General features: G+C 71.2%; 23 protein-coding genes. 13 read left to right on the forward strand and 10 right to left on the reverse strand.

Annotation, left to right across the window (positions count from 1 at the left end; translation table 11 throughout):
• Positions 1-81: 81 nt before the first annotated feature.
• The 6 genes from mnmG (at position 82) to JNX00_RS00785 (ending at position 5,666) form a co-directional block, all read left to right on the forward strand.
• On the forward strand, positions 82-2,064 hold the full coding sequence (gene mnmG, locus JNX00_RS00760; protein WP_204743813.1) for a tRNA uridine-5-carboxymethylaminomethyl(34) synthesis enzyme MnmG: 1,983 nt from the start codon (positions 82-84) through the stop codon (positions 2,062-2,064).
• Positions 2,061-2,723, forward strand: coding sequence for a 16S rRNA (guanine(527)-N(7))-methyltransferase RsmG (gene rsmG / locus JNX00_RS00765; protein ID WP_204743814.1), 663 nt, complete (start codon positions 2,061-2,063; stop codon positions 2,721-2,723). Before mnmG ends, rsmG begins: the two co-directional genes overlap by 4 nt.
• A gap of 68 nt (positions 2,724-2,791) precedes the next feature.
• Positions 2,792-3,406: a LysE family translocator gene (locus tag JNX00_RS00770; RefSeq protein WP_070399576.1), complete on the forward strand. Its 615-nt coding sequence runs from the start codon at positions 2,792-2,794 to the stop codon at positions 3,404-3,406.
• A 6-nt stretch (positions 3,407-3,412) separates the two neighbouring features.
• The gene (locus JNX00_RS00775) at positions 3,413-4,183 is read left to right on the forward strand and encodes an AAA family ATPase (RefSeq protein ID WP_070399575.1); all 771 of its coding nucleotides are present in this window, start codon (positions 3,413-3,415) and stop codon (positions 4,181-4,183) included.
• A 16-nt stretch (positions 4,184-4,199) separates the two neighbouring features.
• Complete coding sequence (locus JNX00_RS00780; RefSeq protein WP_070399840.1) at positions 4,200-4,745, forward strand: alpha/beta hydrolase; 546 nt, start codon at positions 4,200-4,202, stop codon at positions 4,743-4,745.
• On the forward strand, positions 4,746-5,666 hold the full coding sequence (locus tag JNX00_RS00785; protein ID WP_070399574.1) for a ParB/RepB/Spo0J family partition protein: 921 nt from the start codon (positions 4,746-4,748) through the stop codon (positions 5,664-5,666).
• Positions 5,667-5,686: 20 nt separating this feature from the next.
• On the opposite strand, the gene JNX00_RS00790 is transcribed toward JNX00_RS00785, so the two are convergent.
• Positions 5,687-6,190, reverse strand: coding sequence for a cupin domain-containing protein (locus JNX00_RS00790; RefSeq protein WP_204743815.1), 504 nt, complete (start codon positions 6,188-6,190; stop codon positions 5,687-5,689).
• A 176-nt stretch (positions 6,191-6,366) separates the two neighbouring features.
• Here JNX00_RS00790 and JNX00_RS00795 point away from each other — a divergent pair, with 176 nt between their 5' ends.
• A complete protein-coding gene (locus tag JNX00_RS00795) occupies positions 6,367-7,281 on the forward strand; it encodes a helix-turn-helix transcriptional regulator (protein ID WP_070399572.1) in 915 nt (304 codons plus the stop codon).
• Between the two features lie 25 nt (positions 7,282-7,306).
• Here JNX00_RS00795 and JNX00_RS00800 read toward each other — a convergent pair whose 3' ends face one another.
• Together JNX00_RS00800 and JNX00_RS00805 are read right to left on the reverse strand one after the other, a co-directional pair.
• Positions 7,307-8,734, reverse strand: coding sequence for an FAD-linked oxidase C-terminal domain-containing protein (locus JNX00_RS00800; protein WP_070399571.1), 1,428 nt, complete (start codon positions 8,732-8,734; stop codon positions 7,307-7,309).
• Between the two features lie 53 nt (positions 8,735-8,787).
• Positions 8,788-9,000, reverse strand: coding sequence for a hypothetical protein (locus JNX00_RS00805; RefSeq protein WP_070399570.1), 213 nt, complete (start codon positions 8,998-9,000; stop codon positions 8,788-8,790).
• Positions 9,001-9,193: 193 nt separating this feature from the next.
• Here JNX00_RS00805 and JNX00_RS00810 point away from each other — a divergent pair, with 193 nt between their 5' ends.
• Positions 9,194-9,760 carry a cob(I)yrinic acid a,c-diamide adenosyltransferase gene (locus tag JNX00_RS00810; protein WP_204743816.1) on the forward strand — a complete coding sequence of 189 codons (567 nt, stop codon included), beginning with the start codon at positions 9,194-9,196 and terminating at the stop codon, positions 9,758-9,760.
• Complete coding sequence (locus tag JNX00_RS00815) at positions 9,757-10,095, forward strand: hypothetical protein (RefSeq protein WP_204743817.1); 339 nt, start codon at positions 9,757-9,759, stop codon at positions 10,093-10,095. The genes JNX00_RS00810 and JNX00_RS00815 overlap by 4 nt, the downstream gene beginning before the upstream one ends.
• Before the next feature lie 88 nt (positions 10,096-10,183).
• On the opposite strand, the gene JNX00_RS00820 is transcribed toward JNX00_RS00815, so the two are convergent.
• The 3 genes from JNX00_RS00820 to JNX00_RS00830 all read right to left on the reverse strand — a co-directional run bounded on the left by JNX00_RS00820 (position 10,184) and on the right by JNX00_RS00830 (position 12,677).
• Positions 10,184-10,615: a hotdog fold thioesterase gene (locus JNX00_RS00820; RefSeq protein WP_070399567.1), complete on the reverse strand. Its 432-nt coding sequence runs from the start codon at positions 10,613-10,615 to the stop codon at positions 10,184-10,186.
• A 2-nt stretch (positions 10,616-10,617) separates the two neighbouring features.
• The gene (locus JNX00_RS00825; RefSeq protein WP_070399566.1) at positions 10,618-11,910 is read right to left on the reverse strand and encodes a solute carrier family 23 protein; all 1,293 of its coding nucleotides are present in this window, start codon (positions 11,908-11,910) and stop codon (positions 10,618-10,620) included.
• An 89-nt stretch (positions 11,911-11,999) separates the two neighbouring features.
• Positions 12,000-12,677 (reverse strand): TetR/AcrR family transcriptional regulator, encoded by a 678-nt coding sequence (locus JNX00_RS00830; RefSeq protein ID WP_204743818.1) that lies wholly within the window; start codon positions 12,675-12,677, stop codon positions 12,000-12,002.
• Here JNX00_RS00830 and JNX00_RS00835 point away from each other — a divergent pair.
• Positions 12,671-14,932 carry an acetoacetate--CoA ligase gene (locus JNX00_RS00835; RefSeq protein ID WP_275564519.1) on the forward strand — a complete coding sequence of 754 codons (2,262 nt, stop codon included), beginning with the start codon at positions 12,671-12,673 and terminating at the stop codon, positions 14,930-14,932. The two genes, JNX00_RS00830 and JNX00_RS00835, sit on opposite strands and share 7 nt — an antisense overlap.
• A 79-nt stretch (positions 14,933-15,011) precedes the next feature.
• On the opposite strand, the gene JNX00_RS00840 is transcribed toward JNX00_RS00835, so the two are convergent.
• Positions 15,012-15,656, reverse strand: a complete 645-nt coding sequence (locus JNX00_RS00840; protein ID WP_070400127.1) for an NAD(P)-dependent oxidoreductase — start codon at positions 15,654-15,656, stop codon at positions 15,012-15,014.
• Positions 15,657-15,754: 98 nt separating this feature from the next.
• On the opposite strand from JNX00_RS00840, the gene JNX00_RS00845 reads away from it, so the two are divergent.
• Positions 15,755-16,669, forward strand: a complete 915-nt coding sequence (locus JNX00_RS00845; RefSeq protein ID WP_204743820.1) for a LysR family transcriptional regulator — start codon at positions 15,755-15,757, stop codon at positions 16,667-16,669.
• A gap of 12 nt (positions 16,670-16,681) precedes the next feature.
• Here JNX00_RS00845 and JNX00_RS00850 read toward each other — a convergent pair whose 3' ends face one another.
• The 3 genes from JNX00_RS00850 to JNX00_RS00860 are packed head-to-tail and all read right to left on the reverse strand — an operon-like array spanning position 16,682 to position 18,675.
• On the reverse strand, positions 16,682-17,590 hold the full coding sequence (locus JNX00_RS00850) for a DMT family transporter (RefSeq protein WP_204743821.1): 909 nt from the start codon (positions 17,588-17,590) through the stop codon (positions 16,682-16,684).
• Between the two features lie 54 nt (positions 17,591-17,644).
• Positions 17,645-18,157, reverse strand: coding sequence for a MarR family winged helix-turn-helix transcriptional regulator (locus tag JNX00_RS00855; RefSeq protein WP_204743822.1), 513 nt, complete (start codon positions 18,155-18,157; stop codon positions 17,645-17,647).
• Positions 18,154-18,675, reverse strand: coding sequence for a flavin reductase family protein (locus JNX00_RS00860; RefSeq protein WP_070400130.1), 522 nt, complete (start codon positions 18,673-18,675; stop codon positions 18,154-18,156). The genes JNX00_RS00855 and JNX00_RS00860 overlap by 4 nt, the downstream gene beginning before the upstream one ends.
• 74 nt (positions 18,676-18,749) lie before the next feature.
• On the opposite strand from JNX00_RS00860, the gene JNX00_RS00865 reads away from it, so the two are divergent.
• Together JNX00_RS00865 and JNX00_RS00870 are read left to right on the forward strand one after the other, a co-directional pair.
• A complete protein-coding gene (locus tag JNX00_RS00865) occupies positions 18,750-19,802 on the forward strand; it encodes a peptidase M29 (RefSeq protein ID WP_204743823.1) in 1,053 nt (350 codons plus the stop codon).
• Positions 19,799-20,614, forward strand: coding sequence for an alpha/beta hydrolase (locus tag JNX00_RS00870; RefSeq protein ID WP_070400132.1), 816 nt, complete (start codon positions 19,799-19,801; stop codon positions 20,612-20,614). Before JNX00_RS00865 ends, JNX00_RS00870 begins: the two co-directional genes overlap by 4 nt.
• The last annotated feature ends 29 nt before the right edge of the window (positions 20,615-20,643 follow it).

Here is a 20,643-nt window from a genome sequence, read left to right on the forward strand (position 1 = left end):
GCCCGGGGCTTGCCCCTTGATGGGACAATCGCGGGCTTGCCCGCGCCGACCGCCCCGTCGCCGCGGGCTTTGGAGTTCAAGATGCTGTACCCCCAGGAATTCGACGTCATCGTGGTCGGCGGCGGCCACGCCGGCACCGAGGCCGCGCTGGCCGCCGCCCGCATGGGCTGCGCCACGCTGCTGCTCACCCACAACATCGAGACGCTGGGCCAGATGAGCTGCAACCCCAGCATCGGCGGCATCGGCAAGGGCCACCTGGTGAAAGAGGTGGACGCGCTGGGCGGCGCCATGGCCATCGCCACGGACGAGGGTGGCATTCAGTTCCGCATTCTCAACAGCAGCAAGGGCCCGGCCGTGCGCGCCACGCGCGCCCAGGCCGACCGCGTGCTCTACAAGGCCGCCATCCGCCGCCGCCTGGAGAACCAACCAAACCTGTGGCTGTTCCAGCAGGCCGTGGACGACCTGATGGTGGAAGGCGACCGCGTAGTGGGCGCCGTCACGCAAGTGGGGATTCGCTTCCGCTCGCGCACGGTGGTGCTGACGGCCGGCACCTTCCTGGACGGCAAGATCCACGTGGGCCTGAACAACTACAGCGCGGGCCGCGCGGGCGATCCGCCGGCGGTCTCGCTGTCGGCGCGCCTGAAGGAGCTCAAGCTGCCCCAGGGCCGGCTGAAAACCGGCACGCCCCCGCGCCTGGACGGCCGCAGCATCGATTGGTCGAAGTGCACCGAGCAGCCCGGCGACGGCATGCCGGCGGCCGACGGCACGCCCCCGAGCACGCCGCTGCCGGTGTTCAGCTTCATGGGCAATGCGGCCTTGCACCCGCGCCAGATCTCCTGCTGGATCACGCACACCAATGAGCGCACGCACGAGATCATCCGCAGCGGCTTCGACCGCAGCCCCATGTTCACCGGCAAGATCGAGGGCGTGGGCCCGCGCTACTGCCCCAGCGTGGAAGACAAGATCAACCGCTTCGCCGACAAGGACAGCCACCAGATCTTCCTGGAGCCCGAGGGCCTGAGCACCCACGAGGTCTACCCCAACGGCATCTCCACCAGCCTGCCCTTCGATATCCAGTACGCCCTGGTGCGCAGCATGCCCGGCCTGGAGAACGCCCACATCCTGCGGCCGGGCTACGCCATCGAATACGACTACTTCGATCCGCGCTCGCTCAAGAGCAGCTTCGAAACCCAGCAGATCGCCGGCCTGTTCTTCGCGGGTCAGATCAACGGCACCACAGGCTACGAGGAGGCCGCGGCCCAGGGCCTGTTCGCCGGCATCAACGCCGCCTTGCAGTGCCGGGGCGAGGGCGCCTGGCTGCCGTCGCGCGACCAGGCCTACCTCGGCGTGCTGGTCGACGACCTCGTCACCCAGGGAGTGACCGAGCCCTACCGCATGTTCACCAGCCGCGCCGAGTTCCGCCTGCAGCTGCGCGAGGACAACGCCGACATGCGCCTCACCGAGACCGGGCGCCGCTTGGGCCTGGTCGACGACGCCCGCTGGAACGCCTTCAGCCGCAAGCGCGACGCGGTTTCACGTGAAACCGAGCGCCTTAAGTCCACCTGGGTGAATCCCAAGCTGCTGTCGGCGGCGGAAGGTGAGCGCGTGCTGGGCAAGGCCATCGAGCATGAGCACAACCTGTTCGACCTGCTGCGCCGCCCCGGCGTGAGCTACCAGGCCCTGGTCGGCATGAACGGCGGCGCCTTCGTCGACTCCGCGGTTTCACGTGAAACCCTGGGCGAGTTGGCGGCGCCGGTGATCGAGCAGGTGGAGATCGCGGCCAAGTACAGCGGCTACATCGACCGGCAGAAGGCCGAGGTGGAGCGCGCCGCCCACTACGAGCACCTGAAGCTGCCGGCGGACATCGACTACCTGAAGGTCACGTCCCTGTCCTTCGAGGCGCGGCAAAAGCTGGCCCGGCACCGGCCCGAAACCCTGGGCCAGGCCTCGCGCATCTCCGGCATCACGCCCGCCAGCATTTCCCTGCTGCTGATTCACCTGAAGAAGGGTGGCGGCGGTGGCCTGGCCTTGGCCCGTGGCGCCACCGAGACCGCAGCCCCATGACGGACGCGCTGCGAAACGAGCTGCAGATCGGCCTGCAGGCGCTCGACCTCTCGCTGGACGAGGAGCAGGTCGACATGCTGATGGCCTACATGGCGCTCATCCAGAAGTGGAACCGGGTCTACAACCTGACCGCCCTGCGCGAGCCGGCGGAGATGCTGACCCACCACCTGCTGGACAGTCTGGCGGTGGTCGGCCCCTTGCTGCGCGAAACCGACGGACGCCCGGTGCGGCTGTTGGATGTGGGTTCGGGCGCCGGCCTGCCGGGCGTGGTGATCGCCATCGCCTGCCCGCAGATCGAAGTGACCTGCGTGGACACGGTGGCCAAGAAGGCGGCTTTTGTTCGCCAGGTGTCGGCGGAGCTGGGCCTGGTGAACCTGCACGCGATGCACGCGCGGGTGGAGTCGCTGAGCCGGGGGCGGGGAGAAGAGGGCTACGACGTGGTCACGTCCCGCGCCTTTTCCTCCCTTGCGGACTTCGTCCAGTGGTCGCGCTCGGCGCTGCAGATCGGGGGCATGTGGATGGCCCTGAAGGGCAAGCACCCCCTGGAGGAACTGCTGGCGCTGCCGGCGGACGTGGACGTGTTTCACGTGGAACCGGTGGCGGTGCCGGGCTTGAAGGCGGATCGCTGCATCGTGTGGATGCGGGAACGGATGGGCTGAGCGGCAAAGCCCGGGCCCGGCAGAACCCGTCACGTACACTCGACCCCTGCTTTCTGGGGGCCACCACCATGTTCGGCATCGCGGACTACGGCGCTTTCGTCGCCGCCATCGTAGTTTTTCTCGCCATTCCCGGTCCGGGCAACCTGGCCCTCATCACCTCCACCAGCAAGGGCGGCATGCGCGGCGGACTCGCCGCTACCCTGGGCGTCATCGCCGCCGACCAGGTGCTCATGTGGGCGGCCGTCGCCGGGGTCGCCGCCTTGCTGGCGGCCACCCCGACCCTGTTCGGCGCGGTCCAGTGGATCGGCGCCGCCTACCTGGCCTGGCTCGGCTGGAAAATGCTCACCGCCAAGCCGGGCGATGCCCCGGTCCTCAACATCCGCCCGCGCCAGTACTTCCAGCAGGCGGCCGCCATCACCCTGCTCAACCCCAAGGCCATCGTCTTCTACATGGCTTTCTTCCCCCTGTTCGTCGACCGCGCCCACCACCAGGGCTTGGTCACCTTCGGCGCCATGGCGGCCACCATTGCCGCGCTCACCTTCGCCTACGGCCTGGGCATGACGCTCATCGTGCATTTCCTGGCCGAGCGCCTGCGCGCCAACCCCCGCATCGGTCGCACGCTGGAAAAGCTCGCCGGCGTCTTCCTCATCGGCTTTGGCGTCAAGCTGGCCCTTTCCAAGTAAAGACCCATGGCGAAGATTTTTTGCGTGGCCAACCAGAAGGGCGGCGTCGGCAAAACCACCACCACCGTCAACCTGGCCGCTGGACTGGCCAAGGTCGGCCAGCGGGTGCTGATGGTGGACCTGGACCCGCAGGGCAACGCCACCATGGGTTCGGGCGTGGACAAGCGGGCCATGTCGCTGTCGGTGTACGACGTGCTGCTGGAATCCGCCTCGGTGGCCGAGGCGGCCCAGTGGTCCGACAAGTGCGGCTACCACGTGCTGGGCGCCAACCGCGAGCTCGCGGGCGCCGAGGTGGAACTGGTGGAGGTGGAGCGCCGCGAGCGCCGGCTCAAGCAGGCCCTGGCCGAGGTGGCCGACCAGTACGACTTCGTTCTGATCGATTGCCCGCCCTCGCTGAGCATGCTCACCCTCAATGGCCTGTGCTCGGCGCACGGCGTCATCGTGCCCATGCAGTGCGAGTACTTCGCGCTCGAAGGCCTGACCGACCTGGTCAACACCATCAAGCAGGTGCACGCCAACCTCAACAAGGACCTGCAGATCATCGGCCTGCTGCGTGTCATGTTCGACCCGCGCATCACCCTGCAGCAGCAGGTGAGCGACCAGCTCAAGGCCCATTTCGGCGACAAGGTGTTCGACACCGTGATCCCGCGCAACGTGCGCCTGGCCGAGGCCCCCAGCTACGGCCTGCCGGGCGTGGTGTTCGACCCCTCCGCGCGCGGCAGCCAGGCCTTCATCGCCTTTGCCGAGGAGATGGTCGAGCGCATCAAGAAGATGTGAGGGGAGGGTGTTCCACGTGAAACCGCAGAACGTCCTCGTCCTGCCCGGCTGGCAGAGCAGCGGGCCCGAGCACTGGCAGAGCCGCTGGGAGGCGCGCTTCGGCTACCGCCGCGTCGAGCAGCACGACTGGATGCACCCGCAGCGCGGTGACTGGATGGCCCGTCTGGAAGACGTGGTGCTGGGCACCGACGGCCCGGTGCTGCTGGTGGCCCACAGCCTGGGCTGCATCCTGACGGCGGCCTGGGCCGCGCATTCCCGCCACACCGCCCGCGTGGTGGGTGCCCTGCTGGTGGCGCCGGGCGATTCGGAACGCGAGGACTTGCGCGAACTGCTGCCCAGCTGGTCGCCCATCGTGCGCCAGCGCCTGCCGTTCCCCGCCCACCTGATCGGCAGCCAAGACGACCCCTATTGCGGCTTCGAGCGCGCCCGGGGCCTCGCCGCCGACTGGGGGGCCGCCTTCACCGACCTTGGCCGTGCCGGCCACATCAACGCCGACTCCGGCCTGGGCGATTGGCCGCAGGGCCAGGCCTGGCTGGACGAACTCAAGAAAGACAAGCACTAGATGGTCACCAAAAAACCCAAGGGCCTGGGCCGCGGGCTCGAAGCGCTGCTCGGTCCCAAGGTCGAGGACAAGCCCACCGCCGAGGCTGCGCCCGCCGGCGCGCCGTCCACCCTGCCGCTGGACCAGCTGGTGCCCGGCCAGTACCAGCCACGCACCCGCATGGACGAGGGCGCCCTGTACGAACTGGCCGAGAGCATCAAGGCCCAGGGCATCATGCAGCCGATCCTGGTGCGCCGGCTGAACAGCGGCCCGGACGCCGGCAAGCACGAGATCATCGCGGGCGAGCGCCGCTTCCGGGCCTCGAAGCTGGCCGGCCTGAGCGAGGTGCCCGTGCTGGTGCGTGAGGTGCCGGATGAGTCGGCCGCCGCCATGGCGCTGATCGAGAACATCCAGCGCGAAGACCTGAACCCCTTGGAAGAGGCCCATGGCCTGCAACGGTTGGTGAAAGAGTTTGGACTCACTCACGAACAGGCGGCCCAGGCCGTGGGCCGCTCGCGCAGCGCCGCCAGCAACCTGCTGCGCCTGCTGCAGTTGGCCGAGCCGGTGCAGACCATGCTGATGGCCGGCGACATCGACATGGGCCACGCGCGCGCGCTGCTGCCGCTGGACAAGGCCACGCAGATCACCACGGCCAACCAGGTCGCGACCCGCAAGCTGTCGGTGCGCGAGGCCGAGAACCTGGTGAAAAAACTGGCGGCCGAGTTCACCCTGGCGCCGCAGAAGCCGCGCAAGGAAAAGTCGCGCGACATCCGCCGCGTGGAAGAGGAGCTGGCCGACCTGCTGACCGCCGAGGTCGAGGTGCGCGTGAAGAAGCGCGTGAAGCGCCACGGCCGCGTCGAGGAGATGGGCGAGCTGGCGATCCAGTTCGGCTCGCTGGACGCCCTCAACGGACTCATCGAGCGGCTGCGCGCGGGGCACTGAGGCCCCGCCCCTTGCCGGGCTCAGGCCAGGGCCGGCGCCGGCTCCATGGACGGGCGGTGGATGTGGCCGGCCGCGCCGTTGGCCTTGGCCGTCTGGTAGTGCCATTCGATGTCCAGCACCCCGGCCAGCGAGCCGTCCTCGGCCAGGCCGCCGATGGGGCCGAACATGAAGCCCAGCAGGATCAGTCCGTTCGGACCGGTGAAGGGCTGGTGGGTGATGCCGCCCGCCTCGACCATGTAGTCGCCCGCGAACACCTCGCCGTGTTCGTAGCCGAAACCACCTTCGACGATGTAGGCGTGCGCGGCGCCGAAGTGCTTGTGCACGCCGGCCACGGTGCCGGGCTCCACCTTGAGCAGGATCACCAGCAGGCTGGAGGCGTCGTCGCAGTGCAGCAGCTTGAACTGCGTGCCCGGCATGCCCCAGGGGGTCCAGGGAATCTCCTTGGTGCGCACGATGAGTGAGCCGTCGGGGTAGCGCAGCGACACGCGCGGGTCGGTGCCGGTCTTGGCGTGGGTGATGGGCATGGGTGTCTCCGTAGGAATGGGGTCCGCGGCATCGGTGCCGCCGGCGCATGCTCGGCGGGGCTGGCGGCCCGGCGCTGCGGGAAAGCCCTGGGAAAGTGGTCGCCGGCCGCGCGCAATGCCGCTTTTTCGACAGAAACCCGCTAGGACGACAGGCCCGCGCGGCCTAGCATGGCGCCATGCACCCCCCGCTCGACAGCGCCCAGGACACGGCCCGGACCATCGGTCGCTTCGCGCACGCCGAACCCGAGCGCGTGCTGCGTGGCCCGTCGGGCGAGGTGGTGGGCGCCATCTGGTCGCACCCGCCCACGCACACGCGGGTGCAAGGCCTGGACCACCACGCGCTGGCGCTGCACCTGTCGGGCTGCACGCTGGTGGAGAAGTGGGCCGACGGCCGCTGCGTGGGGCACCGCTCCCGGGTGGGCAGCGTGAGCCTGGTGCCGGCGCGGCGCGATTCGGAGTGGACCATCGGGGGGCATTGCCGGGTGGCCCATGCCTACGTGCACCCGCAGGCGCTGAGCGACGCGGCCGAACGCCTGTCGCGGCCCTGGCCCGCCGACGGGCTGGGCGACTTCTTCGCGGCCGATGACGCCCAGCTCGCGCGCCTGCTGCACTGGCTGGTGCACGAGGCCCTGGTCGACGGGCTGGAACCGCTGGCGCTGGAGCAGTGGCAGGCCCTGCTGCTGGCGCACCTGATCCGCCGCGACGCCACCGGCGCCGGGGCCGCGCCCGAGCGCTCGGCGTCCCGCCTGGCGCTCACCGGGGCCACGCTGCGGCGGCTGTTCGCCCACATCGACGAGCACATCGAAGAGCGCCTGGCCGCGCGCCTGACGCTGAGCGCCCTGGCCGACATCGCCCACCTCTCGCCCGACCACTTCCTGCGCGCCTTCAAGCGGGCGGTGGGCCAGACGCCGCACCGCTACGTGCTGGAGCGGCGCCTGGTGCGCGCGCAGGACCTGCTGGCGCGCAGCCCGCTGGCCGTGGCCGACATCGCGCGCGACAGCGGCTTTCGCGGCCCCAGCCATTTCACCGCCGCGTTCCGGCGGCAGTACGGCCTCACGCCCAGCGCCTGGCGCGCGCAGCGGCGCGGCTGAGCCGGGCGCGGCACGGCCGCCGGCCTCAGGCCGAGAAGATCTTGCCCGGGTTGAGGATGTTGTCCGGGTCCAGCGCGCGCTTGAGCGTGCGCATCAGGTCCACCGCGCCGGCGCCGGCCTCATCGAGCAGGAAGCCCATCTTGTGCAGGCCCACGCCGTGCTCGCCGGTGCAGGTGCCTTCCAGCTGCAGCGCGCGCGTCACGAGCTTGACGTTGAGTTCCTCGGCCAGGCGGCGCTCGTCGGCGTTGTCGGGGTCGATCAGGTAGCCGAAGTGGAAGTTGCCGTCGCCCACGTGGCCGACGAGGAAGTAGGGCAGGCCGCTGGCGTCGGCCTCGGCCACGGAATCGAGCAGGCAGTCGGCCAGGCGGCTGATGGGCACGCAGGTGTCGGTGCTCACGGCGCGGCAGCCGGGCTTGGTCTGGATGGCCGCGAAGTAGGCGTTGTGCCGCGCGGTCCACAGGCGCGTGCGCTCCTCCGGCGTGGTGGCCCATTCGAAGGCATTGCCGCCGAACTCGCTGGCAATGTCCTGCACGGTCTCGGCCTGCTCTTTCACGCTGGCGGGCGAGCCGTGGAACTCCATCAGCAGCATGTGTTCCTCGCGCAGGCCCAGCTTGCTGTGGGCGTTGACCATGCGCACGGTGTTGGCGTCGATCAGTTCGCAGCGCGCGATCGGCACGCCCAGCTGGATGACCTGGATCACGCAGCGCACCGCCGCCTCGATGGTGGGGAAGGAGCAGACCGCGGCCGAGATCGCCTCGGGCAGCGGGTAGAGCTTGAGGGTGATCTCGGTGATCACGCCCAGCGTGCCTTCGCTGCCCACCATCAGGCGCGTGAGGTCGTAGCCGGCGGACGATTTCTTGGCGCGCGTGCCGGTGCGCACCACCTGGCCCTCGGCCGTGACCACCTCCAGCGCCAGCACGTTCTCGCGCATGGTGCCGTAGCGCACGGCGTTGGTGCCGCTGGCGCGCGTGGCGGTCATGCCGCCGATGGAGGCGTCGGCGCCGGGATCGATGGGGAAGAACAGGCCCTCGCTTTTCACCGCCTCGTTCAGGGCCTTGCGCGTCACGCCGGGCATCACCGTCACGGTCAGGTCCTCGGCGTTGATGGAGAGCACCTGGTTCATGCGGCCGACGTCGATGCTGATGCCGCCCTGCACCGCGAGCAGGTGGCCTTCGAGCGAGGAGCCCACGCCGAAGGGAATGACCGGCACCTTGTACTGAGCGCACAGCGCCACGGCGTCGGCCACGTCGCGCGTGGATTCGGCGAACACCACGGCCGCCGGCGGCGGCACGGTGACGAAGGCGGACTCGTCGCGGCCGTGCTGCTCGCGCACCGCCAGGGCGGTGGAGCACTGCGCGCCGAAGCGCTGCTTCAGCGCGGCCAGAAAGGCCTCGGGCACCTCGCGCTGCTCGACGGTGGGCAGCAGGTGGGCGACGTCGGTGGGGGCGTTCATGGGGGCGGTCTCCGGCGCGGTTTCTGAACCGCGCAGTGTACGCCCGGGGGTGTTCAGCGGCGGGGGCCGCGGGCCGTGGGGCCGGGCAGGGCGCCCTGGGCCGAGGGCAGGGACAGGCCGCTGGGCGTGGCGCCCTGGCGGGGTTTCTGCAGGAAGGGGCCGGTGGCGGCGGCGCCGGCGATCACCAGGGTCCAGGCGGCGAGCAGTTGCACGCTGCGCGCCTCGAAGCGCTGGGACAGCGCCTGGGTCTTGCGAGGTCGGTTCATTCGGTCTCCGTTGTCGCCCCAAGCTGCGGGCGATGCCCGCGATTGCAACGCCCCCGTGTGACAGAACCAAGTGCTTTTGCCGGCCGTTGCGCGCTTGACCGGCGCTTGACGCCCGTCACATTTCCCTGCGGGCGGTTACACCCGATCACTGGCGCACAATGCGGCGACGAGCCAGAAGAGGAGACGACCGTCCATGGGCAACCGACTCACCCAGATCGCCACGCGCACCGGCGACGCCGGCACCACCGGCCTCGGCGACAACACCCGCGTGTCCAAGAACCACCTGCGCGTGCACGCCATGGGCGACGTGGACGAGCTCAACTCGCACATCGGCGTGCTGCTGTGCGAAGAGCTGCCGGCCGGCGTGCGCGGGCTGCTGGTGGAGGTGCAGCACCAGCTGTTCAACCTGGGCGGTGAGCTGTCCATCCCGGGCTATGAACTGCTCAAGCCCGAGGCCGTGGCCGCACTCGACGACGCCCTGGCCGAGCACAACGCGGCCCTGCCGCGCCTGCAGGAGTTCATCCTGCCGGCGGGCAACCGCGCGGCCAGCCAGGCGCACGTGTGCCGCACCGTGGCGCGCCGCGCCGAGCGCGCGGTGGTGGCCCTGGGCGACGTGGACGCGGTGCGCGAAGCGCCGCGCCAGTACCTCAACCGCCTGAGCGACCTGATGTTCGTGCTGGCGCGCGTGCTCAACCGCATGCACGGCGGCGACGACGTTTACTGGAAGAGCGAGCGCCTGCAGCGCGGGGCCGCCGAGTGAAGGCCCTGCCGGCGCTGGCCGTGGCGGCGCTGGTGCTGGCGCAGGCCCCGGCGCGCGCCGAACCCGCGCCGGGCGAGCAGGTGGTGCTGAGCTGCGACGCCGTCTACCTGCCCGCGCGCAGCGCCTGGGTGCGCGAGGTGCGCTTCACGCTCGATGAGCGCCGCATCCGCGGCGTGGCCATCGACGGCGTGCCGGTGTACAGCTTCTCGGTGTTCGACACCGTGCTGCTCACCGCGCTGGACAACGAGCGCATCCAGATCGACACCGCCACGCTCACCTGGCGCAGCGATTTCCGCGGGCAGGCCACCTCGGAAGGCCGCTGCACGAAAAAATAGCGCCCCCCGCCACGCTGCGCGCGTCCCCCCTCAAGGGGGCGGCACCGACGGCCCGGCGAAGCCGGTTCCGTGGTGCCTCCGGACGGGGTCACTTCGCGCGAGGCGCGAGGACCGACAGGGTGATGCGCGATACGCAGGTGAGCTCGCCCGCGTCGTTGCGCAGGTCGATGTGCCACACCTGCGTGCTGCGGCCGATGTGCACCGGCCGCGTGAGGCCCGTGACCCAGCCCTGCGTGGCGCCCTTGAGGTGGTTGGCGTTGATGTCCAGGCCCACGGCGCGGTGGCCTTCGGGGCAGGTGAAGGCCGCGCCGCAGGAGCCCAGGGTCTCGGCCAGCACCACGCTCACGCCGCCGTGCAGCAGGCCATAGGGCTGGCGGGTGCGCGCGTCCACGGGCACGCGCGCGGCGATGAAGTCGTCCCCCACCTCGGTGAACTCGATGCCCAGCTGCCGCACGGCGGTGCCCTCGTGCAGCTGGTGCAGGATCTCGCAGGAGATGGGGCGGGTCCAGATCGCCGGCATGCTCAGGCCTTCCGGCCGCGGCCCAGCAGCCAGTACAGCACGATGGCGCCGAAGGTCGCGGTACCGATGCCGCCCAGCGCGAAGCCGCCGAACTTGAGCGTGTAGTCGCCCGTGCCCAGGATCAGGGGAATGGCCGCCACCAGCAGGTTGCGGTTGTCCGAGAAGTCGACCCGGTTGTCGACCCAGATCTTGGCGCCGGCGATGGCGATCAGGCCGAACACCACGATGGACACGCCCCCCATCACGGCCAGGGGAATGGTCTGGATCAGCGCGCCGAACTTGGGGCTGAAGCCCAGCACGATGGCGATCAGCGCGGCCACCACGAACATGGCGGTGGAGTAGATCTTGGTCGCCGCCATCACGCCGATGTTCTCGGCGTAGGTGGTGACGCCGGTGCCGCCCGAGGCGCCGCTCACGATGGTGGCCACACCGTCGCCGATGAAGGCCTTGCCCAGGTAGGGGTTGAGGTCGCGGCCGGTCATGGCGCTCACGGCCTTCACGTGGCCCAGGTTCTCGGCCACCAGGATGATCGCCACCGGTGCGATCAGCAGCATGGCCTGGGCGCTGAACACCGGCGCGGCGAAGGAGGGCATGCCGAACCAGGCCGCGTTGGCCACGCCGCTGAAGTCGATCGGCTTGCCCAGGCCCAGGCCGTTGGTGAGCACGGCGTAGACCACGCTGGCCAGGATCAGGCCCACCAGGATGAGCAGGCGCTGCACCATGCCGCTCGCATACACGGCCACCAGGCCCACGCTGACGAAGGTGATGGCCTGCATCCAGGCGTCGAAGCCCGTGGGCGCCATGTTCTTGATCGGGATGGCCGCCAGGTTCAGGCCGATCACCGCCACCACCGTGCCGGTGACCACTGGTGGCATGAGCCGCTCGACCCAGCCGGTGCCGACGGCCTGCACCACGAAGCCGATCAGCGTGTAGAGCACGCCGCAGGCGATGATGCCGCCCAGCGCCACGCCCAGGTTGGCGTTGGGCCCGCCGCCGGCGTAGCCGCTGGCCGCGATCACCACGCCGATGAAGGCGAAGCTGGAGCCCAGGTAGCTGGGCACCTTGCCGCCGGTGATGAAGTAGAAGATCAGGGTGCCGATGCCGCTCATGAGGATGGCGACGTTCGGGTCGAAGCCCATGAGCAGCGGCGCCAGCACCGTGGCGCCGAACATGGCGATGACGTGCTGCACGCCCATCACCGTGGTTTGTGGCCAGGGCAGGCGTTCGTCGGGGGCGATCACGCCACCCTGCCCGAGGGTGCTCGCCGGTTTCTCCGTCCAGTTGAAAAGGCCCATCTCACTCGCTCCTCATGTTGTTGTCGTGCCGAAGTGGCACGCGATTGTGCAAGCAAGTGGCGTGCGCGGCGCGTCGCGCACGCGCGGGCTCAGGCCCGCTCGGCCGGCTGCGCGCGGGCGGGCGCCAGCACCGCTCGGATGCCGTTGGCGATGAATTCGCTCAAGCGCTGGGCGCTGGCCGGGCCGGCGCGCGTGCCGGCCACGAGCCGGTCGAGCCGGTGCTCCGCCAGGTGCGCCTGCACCGCGCCCAGGGCGAAGCGCAGCGCGTCGGCCAGGTCGTGGCGCGAGGCCCTGGGCAAGGCGGCCTGCAGGGCGTCGAACAGGCGCTGCAGCAGGGGGTCGACGTGCTCCTGCAGCGCGGGCTCGGCCTCGGGCGCGGCCTGGGCCAGCTCGCGCGCGAGCAGTTGCGCGTAGTGCTGGCTGGCGCTGTGGTGGCGCCAGCGCAGCAGCGGCAGCACGAAGGCCTCGACCACGCGCCGCAGGCCGTCGGCTTCGCCGGGCGCGGCGGCGGCGCGGCGCGCGTCCTCCAGGGCGCGCATGGCCTCGTGGTGCAGCGGGCCGTGGTGCGCGAAGATGGCCCGGAACAAACCTTCCTTGTGGGCGAAGTAGTAGCCCACCAGGGCCAGCGGCACCTTGGCGGCCTCGGCGATCTGGCGCACCGTGACCGCGTGGAAGCCGCGCTGGGCGAAGAGCCGCTCGGCCGCGCGCAGGATGGCCTGCTGGCGGTCGTTGCGTGGCGTGAAAGAGGAGGAACGTGGCGATGGCATGGCGGCGAAAGGTGGGGGCGTCGCGCAGGCGCGCCGCGGGGACTGACAGTGCGGCGGGACGGCGCTACGCTGCGGCCCGCAACCCCAGCAGGAGCCCCATGCCAACGCCTCCCTACGTGCCCCAGATCCGCCGCTACACCGATTGGCTCGCGCAGCACCGTGGCCTGCGCTTCGCCGACTACCACGGGCTGTGGCAGTGGTCCGTCACCGATCTCCCGGCGTTCTGGAAATCGATAGAAGAGTACTTTGGATTGCATTTTGAATGCAATGAAGAGAATGTTTTGTTTCATAACACCATGCCCGGCACCCAGTGGTTCGTGGGTGGGCGCGCCAACTACACGCGCCAGGTGTTCCGCCACGTGGCGCCGGCCCACGCGGCCGGCATGCCCGCGCTGATCGCCCGCAACGAAAAGGGCCGCCACACCGAACTGGGCTGGCCCGAGCTGCGCCGCCAGGTGGCCGCGCTGGCCCTGCACCTGAAGGCCCAGGGGGTGCGTCCGGGTGACCGCGTGGCCGCCTACCTGCCCAACATCCCCGAGACGGCCGTCGCCTTCCTGGCCGTGGTGGGCATCGGCGCGGTGTGGAGCGTCTGCGCGCCCGACATGGGCACCAACGCCGTGCTCGACCGCTTCCGCCAGATCGAGCCGGTGGCGCTGATCGCCTGCGACGGCGTCACCTACGGCCGCCGCGACATCGACCGCCTGGGCGTGGTGGCCGAGCTGCGCGCGGCCCTGCCCACGGTGCGCCACGTGCTGCTGCACACCAACCTGGCCGATACACCCGATGAGAAGGCGCGCGCGCTGGCGCAGGCCGCGCCCTGCGCGCACCTGGAGGCCGTGGTGGCCCGCGACGACGCCGAGACCGCGGCCTTCGAGCCCGAAGACCTGCCTTTCGACCACCCGCTGTGGATCGTCTATTCCAGCGGCACCACCGGCCTGCCCAAGCCCATCGTGCACGGCCATGGCGGCACGGTGCTGGTGGGCCTGGCGCTCAAGGGCCTGCACAACGACGTGGGCTGCAGCTACGAGCCCAACAGCTGGGGCGAGCGCTACCACTGGTACAGCTCCACCGGCTGGGTGATGTGGAACGCGCAGGTCAGCGGCCTGCTCAATGGCACCACCTGCGTCATCTACGACGGCAACCCGGGCGGCGCCAAGGACGCGCCCGACTGGACCACCCTCTGGCGTTTCGCGGCCGAGACCGGCGTCACCTTCTTCGGCGCCGGCGCGGCCTTCTACGCCAACTGCCTCAAGGCCGGCGTAGACCTGTCGCGCTGCGGCGATCTGTCGCGCGTGCGCGCCCTGGGCAGCACGGGCTCGCCGCTGTCGGAGGACGCGCAGCGCTGGGGCACCGAGCAGTTCCGTCGCCTGCGGGAGCGACCCCCCGCCGGGCCGCTCCCAGGGGGACCGGCCCCCTCAGAGGGCAGCGGGCCGCGCGAAGCGGGGGAGCGTGCGGGCGACATCTGGTGGTGCAACATCAGCGGCGGCACCGACTTCGCGGGCGCCTTCATCGGCGGCAACCGAGAGCTGCCGCAGACGCCCGGGCGCATGCAATGCCGGCTGCTGGGCTGCGCGGTGCAGGCCTGGAACGAGCGCGGTGAACCGGTGATCGACGAGGTGGGCGAGCTGGTCTGCACCCAGCCCATTCCCTCGATGCCGCTGTACTTCGTGGGCGACAAGGACAACCAGCGCCTGATCGGCAGCTACTTCGACGCCTACCCGCCCGGCCACGGGCGCCGGCCGGGCGGCGGTGACCTCGGCCCCGAGGCTGGCGCCGTTTGGCGCCACGGCGACTGGCTGCGCGTGCTGCCCGACGGCTCCTGCGTCATCTATGGCCGCTCCGACGCCACCATCAACCGCCACGGCCTGCGCATGGGCACGAGCGAGATCTACAGCGCCGTCGAGGCCCTGCCCGAGGTGCTCGATTCGATGGTGGTGGACCTGGAGTACCTGGGCCGCGAGAGCTGGATGCCGCTGTTCGTGGTGCTGCGCGAGGGGCACACGCTGGACGAGGCCCTGCGCCAGCGCCTGAACGCCGCGATCCGCCAGGCGCTGTCGCCGCGCTTCGTGCCCGACGCCATCTACCAGGTGGCGGAGGTCCCGCGCACGCTCTCGGGCAAGAAGCAGGAGCTGCCGATCAAGAAGCTGCTGCTGGGCCAGCCGATCGAGAAGGTCATCAACCGCGAGGCCATGGCCAACCCCGGCAGCCTGGACTGGTACGTGCGGCTGGCGCGCGAGCGCGGGGGGGCGGCCTAAGCCGATCCGGCGCCGGTCCGCCCCCCGCCGGATCGGCCCCTGCGGGGGCAGCGACCCGGGCCGGGGGACGCGTGGGGCTTCAGTTCGCCACGGTGAAGCGGCGCCGCCGGTGCTGCGGCTTTTCGATCTCGTCCGCGATGGCCACCGCCAGGTCGGCCACCGAGATGCCCGAGGGCTGCCCGCCCTGGCCGGGCAGCGGCTGGTCGCCGCCCACGCGGTAGCGGCCCGTGCGCTCGCCCGGGGCCAGCAGGATCGGTGGCGACAGGAAGCTCCAGTCCAGCGCGGTGTCGCCGCGCAGGCGCGTGAGCAGGTCGCGCGCGGCCAGCGCGCCCTGTTTCCACTCGGCGGGGAATTCGGGCGTGTCCACCAGCTGCACGCCGGGCGCCACCTCCAGGCTGCCCGCGCCGCCCACGGCCAGCAGGCGTTTCACGCCGGCCTGTCGGGCGCCGGCCAGGATGGCGTCGTAGCCTTGGCCGAACAATTCGTAGATGCGCGGCTCGCTCCAGCCGGGGTTGTAGGCGCTGACGATGGCGTCGTGGCCGCGCACCGCGGCGGCCACCTGGGCGGCGTCCAGCACGTCGGCGCGCACCACCGCCAGGCCATCGCGGGCGGCGAACTTCTCGGGGTGGCGGGCCAGCGCGGTCACGGCGTGGCCGCGCGACAGCAGTTCGTTCAGCACGGCGCTGCCGACAAAACCGGTGGCACCGATGAGGGCGATCTTCATGGGGAAACTCCTGGCGGGTTGTGAACAGCGGTTAGTTTCCTTGCTACACAAAAAAGCCACCAGACGGCAGAATCGGCATTCATTGTGTAGAAAATCTAATGAGTGAAGCCCAGGCCCTGGCCGACAAGTTGCGCCGCATGGCCCTGTTCGCCGAGATCGTCGACAGCGGCTCCATCAGCGCGGCCGCGCGCCGCCTGGGCAGCACGCCGTCCGCCGTGAGCCAGCAGCTGCGCCTGCTGGAGCGCTCCCTGGGTCTGGTGCTGCTGCACCGTTCCACGCGCCGGCTCACGCTCACCGAGGCCGGCGAGCGCTACCACCCGGCCTGCGCGGCCATGGTCGCCCAGGCCCGCAGCGCCGATCAGGCACTGGAGCGCCTGCGCGACGAGCCCGAGGGCGAGCTGCGCCTGGCCGCGCCCATCGGTTTCGGCGATCTGCTGGCCAGCGCCCTTGAGCCGCTGCGGCGCCATCCGCGCCTGCACCTGCACCTCTTGCTGGACGACACGCCCATCGACCTCATCGCCGAGCGCGTGGACCTCGCGCTGCGCGTGGGCCGCTTCACCGACTCGGCCCTGGTGGCGCGCCGCCTGGGCGAGCTGCAGCGCGTGCTGTGCGCGGCGCCGCGTTACCTCGCCGAGCGCGGCTGGCCGCGCGACCCCGGCGAGCTGGCCGGCCACGACTGGCTGGGTCTGCCGCCGCGCAGTGGCGCGGCGACGGCGCTGGCGTTCCAGGGGCCGCAGGGCGCGCGCGCCGAGGTGCGCGTGGAGCCGCGCGTGCTGGCGTCGCAGGTGACGGTGCTGGAGGCCCTGGCGCTCGAAGGCTGGGGCCTGTATGTCGGCATGCGCGACGACGTGGGCGCCGCGCTCGACCAGGGCCGCCTGGTGCCGGTGCTGCCCGACTGGCGCCTGGAGCCGGCCGCGGTGTTTGCCGTCACGCCGCGGCGCGACGAGCAGCCGGCCAAGGTGCGCCACGCGCTGCAGGCGCTGCAGGCGCACTTCGGCGCGCGCGGCGGCTGAGCCGGTTCGGCTTCAGCGCCGGCTCACCAGCACGATGCCCAGCGCCACGCCCCCCAGCGCCAGCATCAGCCGCAGCGTGAGCGGCTCGCCCAGCAGCAGCACGCCGAACACCAGCGCGAACACCGGCGTGAGGAAGGTGAAGGTGCTGATCTGCGTGGCCGGGTAGTGGCGCAGCATCCACATCCAGGCCAGGTAGCTGGCGAAGGCGCCCACCGCCGTCTGCAGCGCGATCGAGCCCCAGGCCAGGCCCGAGTACGACCAGCCCCAGGTCTCGCCCAGCGCCAGCGACAGCAGCGGCGCCACCGCGGCCGTGACGGCCACCTGGTAGAACAGGGTCTTCTCGGCGCTGGCCGTGGCGAGCCGGCTGGCGCGGATGGTCAGCGTGGTCAGGCCCCAGAGAAGGCCCGCGCCCAGGGCCATGGCGTCGCCCCGCCACTGGCCGGCCCCGGGCGAGCCGTTCGAGAAGCCCTCGCTGAAGGCCGTGACCACCGCCGCGAAAGCGATCACCAGGCCCACCCACTGCACGCGGCGCAGCCTCTCGCTGGGCACCACGCGCGGCAGCAGCAGAGCCACCACGAAGGGGCTGGTGTAGAGGAACACCGTGAGCCGCGAGGCCGAGGTGAGCTGCAGGCCCAGGTAGATGAAGCTGAACTCGCCCGCGAACAGCAGGCCCGCCAGCAGGCCGGCCTTGAGCGTGCTGTCGCGCTGGAACAGCGGCACGCCGCGCGCGCGGCACCACAGCCACAGCAGCAGCGTGGCGCCCCAGAAACGCAGGCTGGCCTGCCACAGCGGTGGCACCTCGGCCACGGCCACCTTGATCAGGATCTGCTGGAAACCCCAGAACGCGCAGCACGCCACCAGCAGCGTGATGGCGAGGGAATCGAGGTGGGTCTTGCGAACGGGGGGCGTGGCGGGCGGCATGGCCGGTGATTGTGCGGGGCGCCGCGCGGCGCGCGTGTCGCAGGGGTTCTGCGCTCAGCGCGGCTGCGCCAGGCGCTTGAGCTGGGTCTTCAGGCGCTGCACTTCGGTGGCCGACAACTCGGCGAGCATGGCGGCCTCGTGCGCGCGGGCGCGGCGCAGCAGCGGCGCCACCTTCTTCTGGCCGGCGGGCGTGATGGACACCAGCGTGCGGCGCTGGTCCGCGGGGTCGTCGTGCAGGGCCACCCAGCCCTGCGCGACCAAGCGCTGCAGCAGCTTGGTGACGGTGGGCTGCTGACTCAGCACCTCGTGCGCCAGCTGGCCCACGGCCATGGGCGATTCGCCGCTGAGCACCGCCAGCACGCGCCACTCCAGCGAGCCCAGGCCGGCCTCGCGCACCTGGGCGTCGAACTCCTTGAAGAGGGCGTGGTTGGCCTGGCCGAGCAGGTAGCCCAGATAGTCGTCGGTGAAACGTGTGCCCCCACGCTCCGCCGCCTCGCGGGTCGCTGCCCCCCGGGGGAGCTGATCCGTATTGGGGCGGCCCGGCGGCGGATCGCGCCGCTCCTTCACAGCGGGTGCTCCGCGTAGAAGCGCCCGCCGTGGAACAGCAGCGGCGAGGCGCCGGGCCGGTGGCTGCAGCGCTCCACTTCGCCGACGAAGATCACGTGATCGCCCTCGGTGTACTGGCTGCGGTTGAAGCACTCGAACACGGCGGCCGCGCCGTCGAGCAACGGCGCGCCATGGCCGCCTTCGCTGAAGGCCACGCCGTTCCAGCGGTCGATGCCGCGCGCCGCGAAACGCTCGGCCAGGGCCTGCTGGTCGGCCGCGAGCACATTGATGGCGTAGTGCGAGCCGTTGCGGAAGAAGGCCATGGAGCCCGCGTGGTGCGCCAGGCTCCACAGCACCAGCGGCGGCGACAGCGAAACCGAGTTGAAGGAGTTCGCGGTGAGGCCGATGAGCGCGCCATCGGGCGCGCGCGCGGTGACGATGGTCACGCCGGTGGCGAACATGCCCAGCGAGGCGCGGAACTCATGCGCCGAGAAATCGGGGGGGCGGGCCGCGTGGCCAGCCTGACGGGCGGGGGACATGGGGCGCAATTTACATGAATTTTCATGAATAATGGGCCGCCCGCGAATCCCACCCCGACAAAAAAGGAGACCCGATGCTGCAGGAGCGGATCGAACCCGCCTGGATCGACGCCTTCGAGGCCCTGCTCAGGCGCTGCGCCCTGCAGCCGGGCGAGGTGGTCGCCATCCTGGGCGAAACGCAGAGCCGGCCGGTGCTGGTCGAGCTGGCGCACCTGGCGGCCGCGCGCCTGGGCGCGCGCTGCTTCCGGCTGACGCTGCCCTCCGTGTTCAGCGGCGACGCGCCGGTGCAGCGCTCCACCGGCGCCAGCCCGGCCATCCAGCAGCTGCAGCCGGTGATCGCCGCGCTCGCGGGCAGCCAACTCGTGATCGACTGCACCGCCGAGGGCCTGATGCACGCGCCCGAGTTGCCGGCCATCCTGCAGGGCAATGGCCAGACGCAGCCGCGCGTGGTCTACGTGAGCGACGAGCACCCCGAGGCCCTGATGCGCCTGCTGCCCGACGAGGCCACCGAGGCGCGCGTGAAGGCGCACCTCAAGCGCCTGCGTGGCGCCAAGCGCTTGCGCGTCGCCTCGGCCGCCGGCACCGACCTGCACGTCGACCTCGCCGGCGCCGTGCTCGGTGGCAACTGGGGCAGCACCACGCGGCCCGGCACGCTCACGCACTGGCCGGGCGGCATGGTGCTGGGCTTTCCCGCGCGCGGCACCGTCAACGGCACCCTGGTGCTGGCCGAGGGCGACGTGAACCTCACCTTCAAGCGCTACATCGAGCGCCCCATCGCGCTGCGCATCGAGGCCGACACGGTCACGCGCATCGAGGGCAGCGGCGTCGACGCCGAACTGCTGCGCGCCCACTACGCCGCCTGGGGCGAGCCCGAGGCCTACGCCGTGAGCCACGTGGGCTATGGCCTCAATCCCAAGGCGCGCTGGGACAGCATGGCGCTCTACGACAAGCGCGACTTCAACGGCACCGAGCTGCGCGCCTTCGCCGGCAACTTCCTCTACAGCACGGGCGCCAACGAGGTGGCCGGGCGGCACACGCGTGGGCACTTCGATTTCCCGCTGCGTGGCTGCACCGTCTGGCTGGACGACACGGTGGTGGTCGACGCCGGCCAGGTGGTGGGCGAATGAACGCGCTGCCCACCTTCACCGCGCTCGGCAGCGGCGCCACCGTGCTGATGCTGCATGGCATCGGCGGCGGCCACCTGGCCTTCGCGCCGCAGGTCGAATCGCTGGCCGGCGCGGGTTACCGCGCCATCGCCTGGGACATGCCGGGCTATGGCCACAGCGCGCCCATCGAGCCCTACACCTTCAAGGGCCTGGCGCAGAGCTGCGTGAACCTCATCGACGCCCTGCAGTGCGAGAGCGTGGTGCTGGTGGGCCACAGCATGGGCGGCATGGTCGCGCAGGAGGTGATCGCGCGCCGGCCCGACAAGGTCAGCCGGCTGGTGCTTGCGGGCACCTCGGCTGCCTTCGGCAAGCGCACCGACGGCCGCGACGCCGAGACCTGGGCGCGCCAGTTCGTCGCCCAGCGCACCGCGCCGCTGGACGCGGGCAAGAGCATGGCCGAGGTGGCCCAGGTGCTGGTGCCGCAGATGGCCGGCCCCGGCGCGCTGCCCGAGGGCCTGCGCCTGGCCGAGCACTGCATGGGCGGCGTGCCCGCCGCCACCTACCGCCGCGCGCTGGACTGCCTGGTCACCTTCGACCGCCAGGCCGCGCTGCGCGACATCCGCGTGCCCACGCTGCTCATCGGCGGCGAGTTCGACCGCGTGGCCGCGCCGTCGGTGATGAAGCAGATGGCCGAGGCCATCCCGAACGCGCGCTACGCCGAGCTCAAGGGCATCGGCCACCTCATGAACCTGGAAGCGCCCGAGGCTTTCGACGGCCTGCTGCTCGACTTCCTGGCCGAGCGCGCGCCCTCGCCGGCGGGCGACCTGCACTGACCACCCCATCCAAGGAGACCGAGCATGCA

This window comes from Hydrogenophaga sp. YM1, assembly GCF_016903055.1.
Taxonomy (GTDB): Bacteria; Pseudomonadota; Gammaproteobacteria; order Burkholderiales; family Burkholderiaceae_C; genus Hydrogenophaga; species Hydrogenophaga borbori.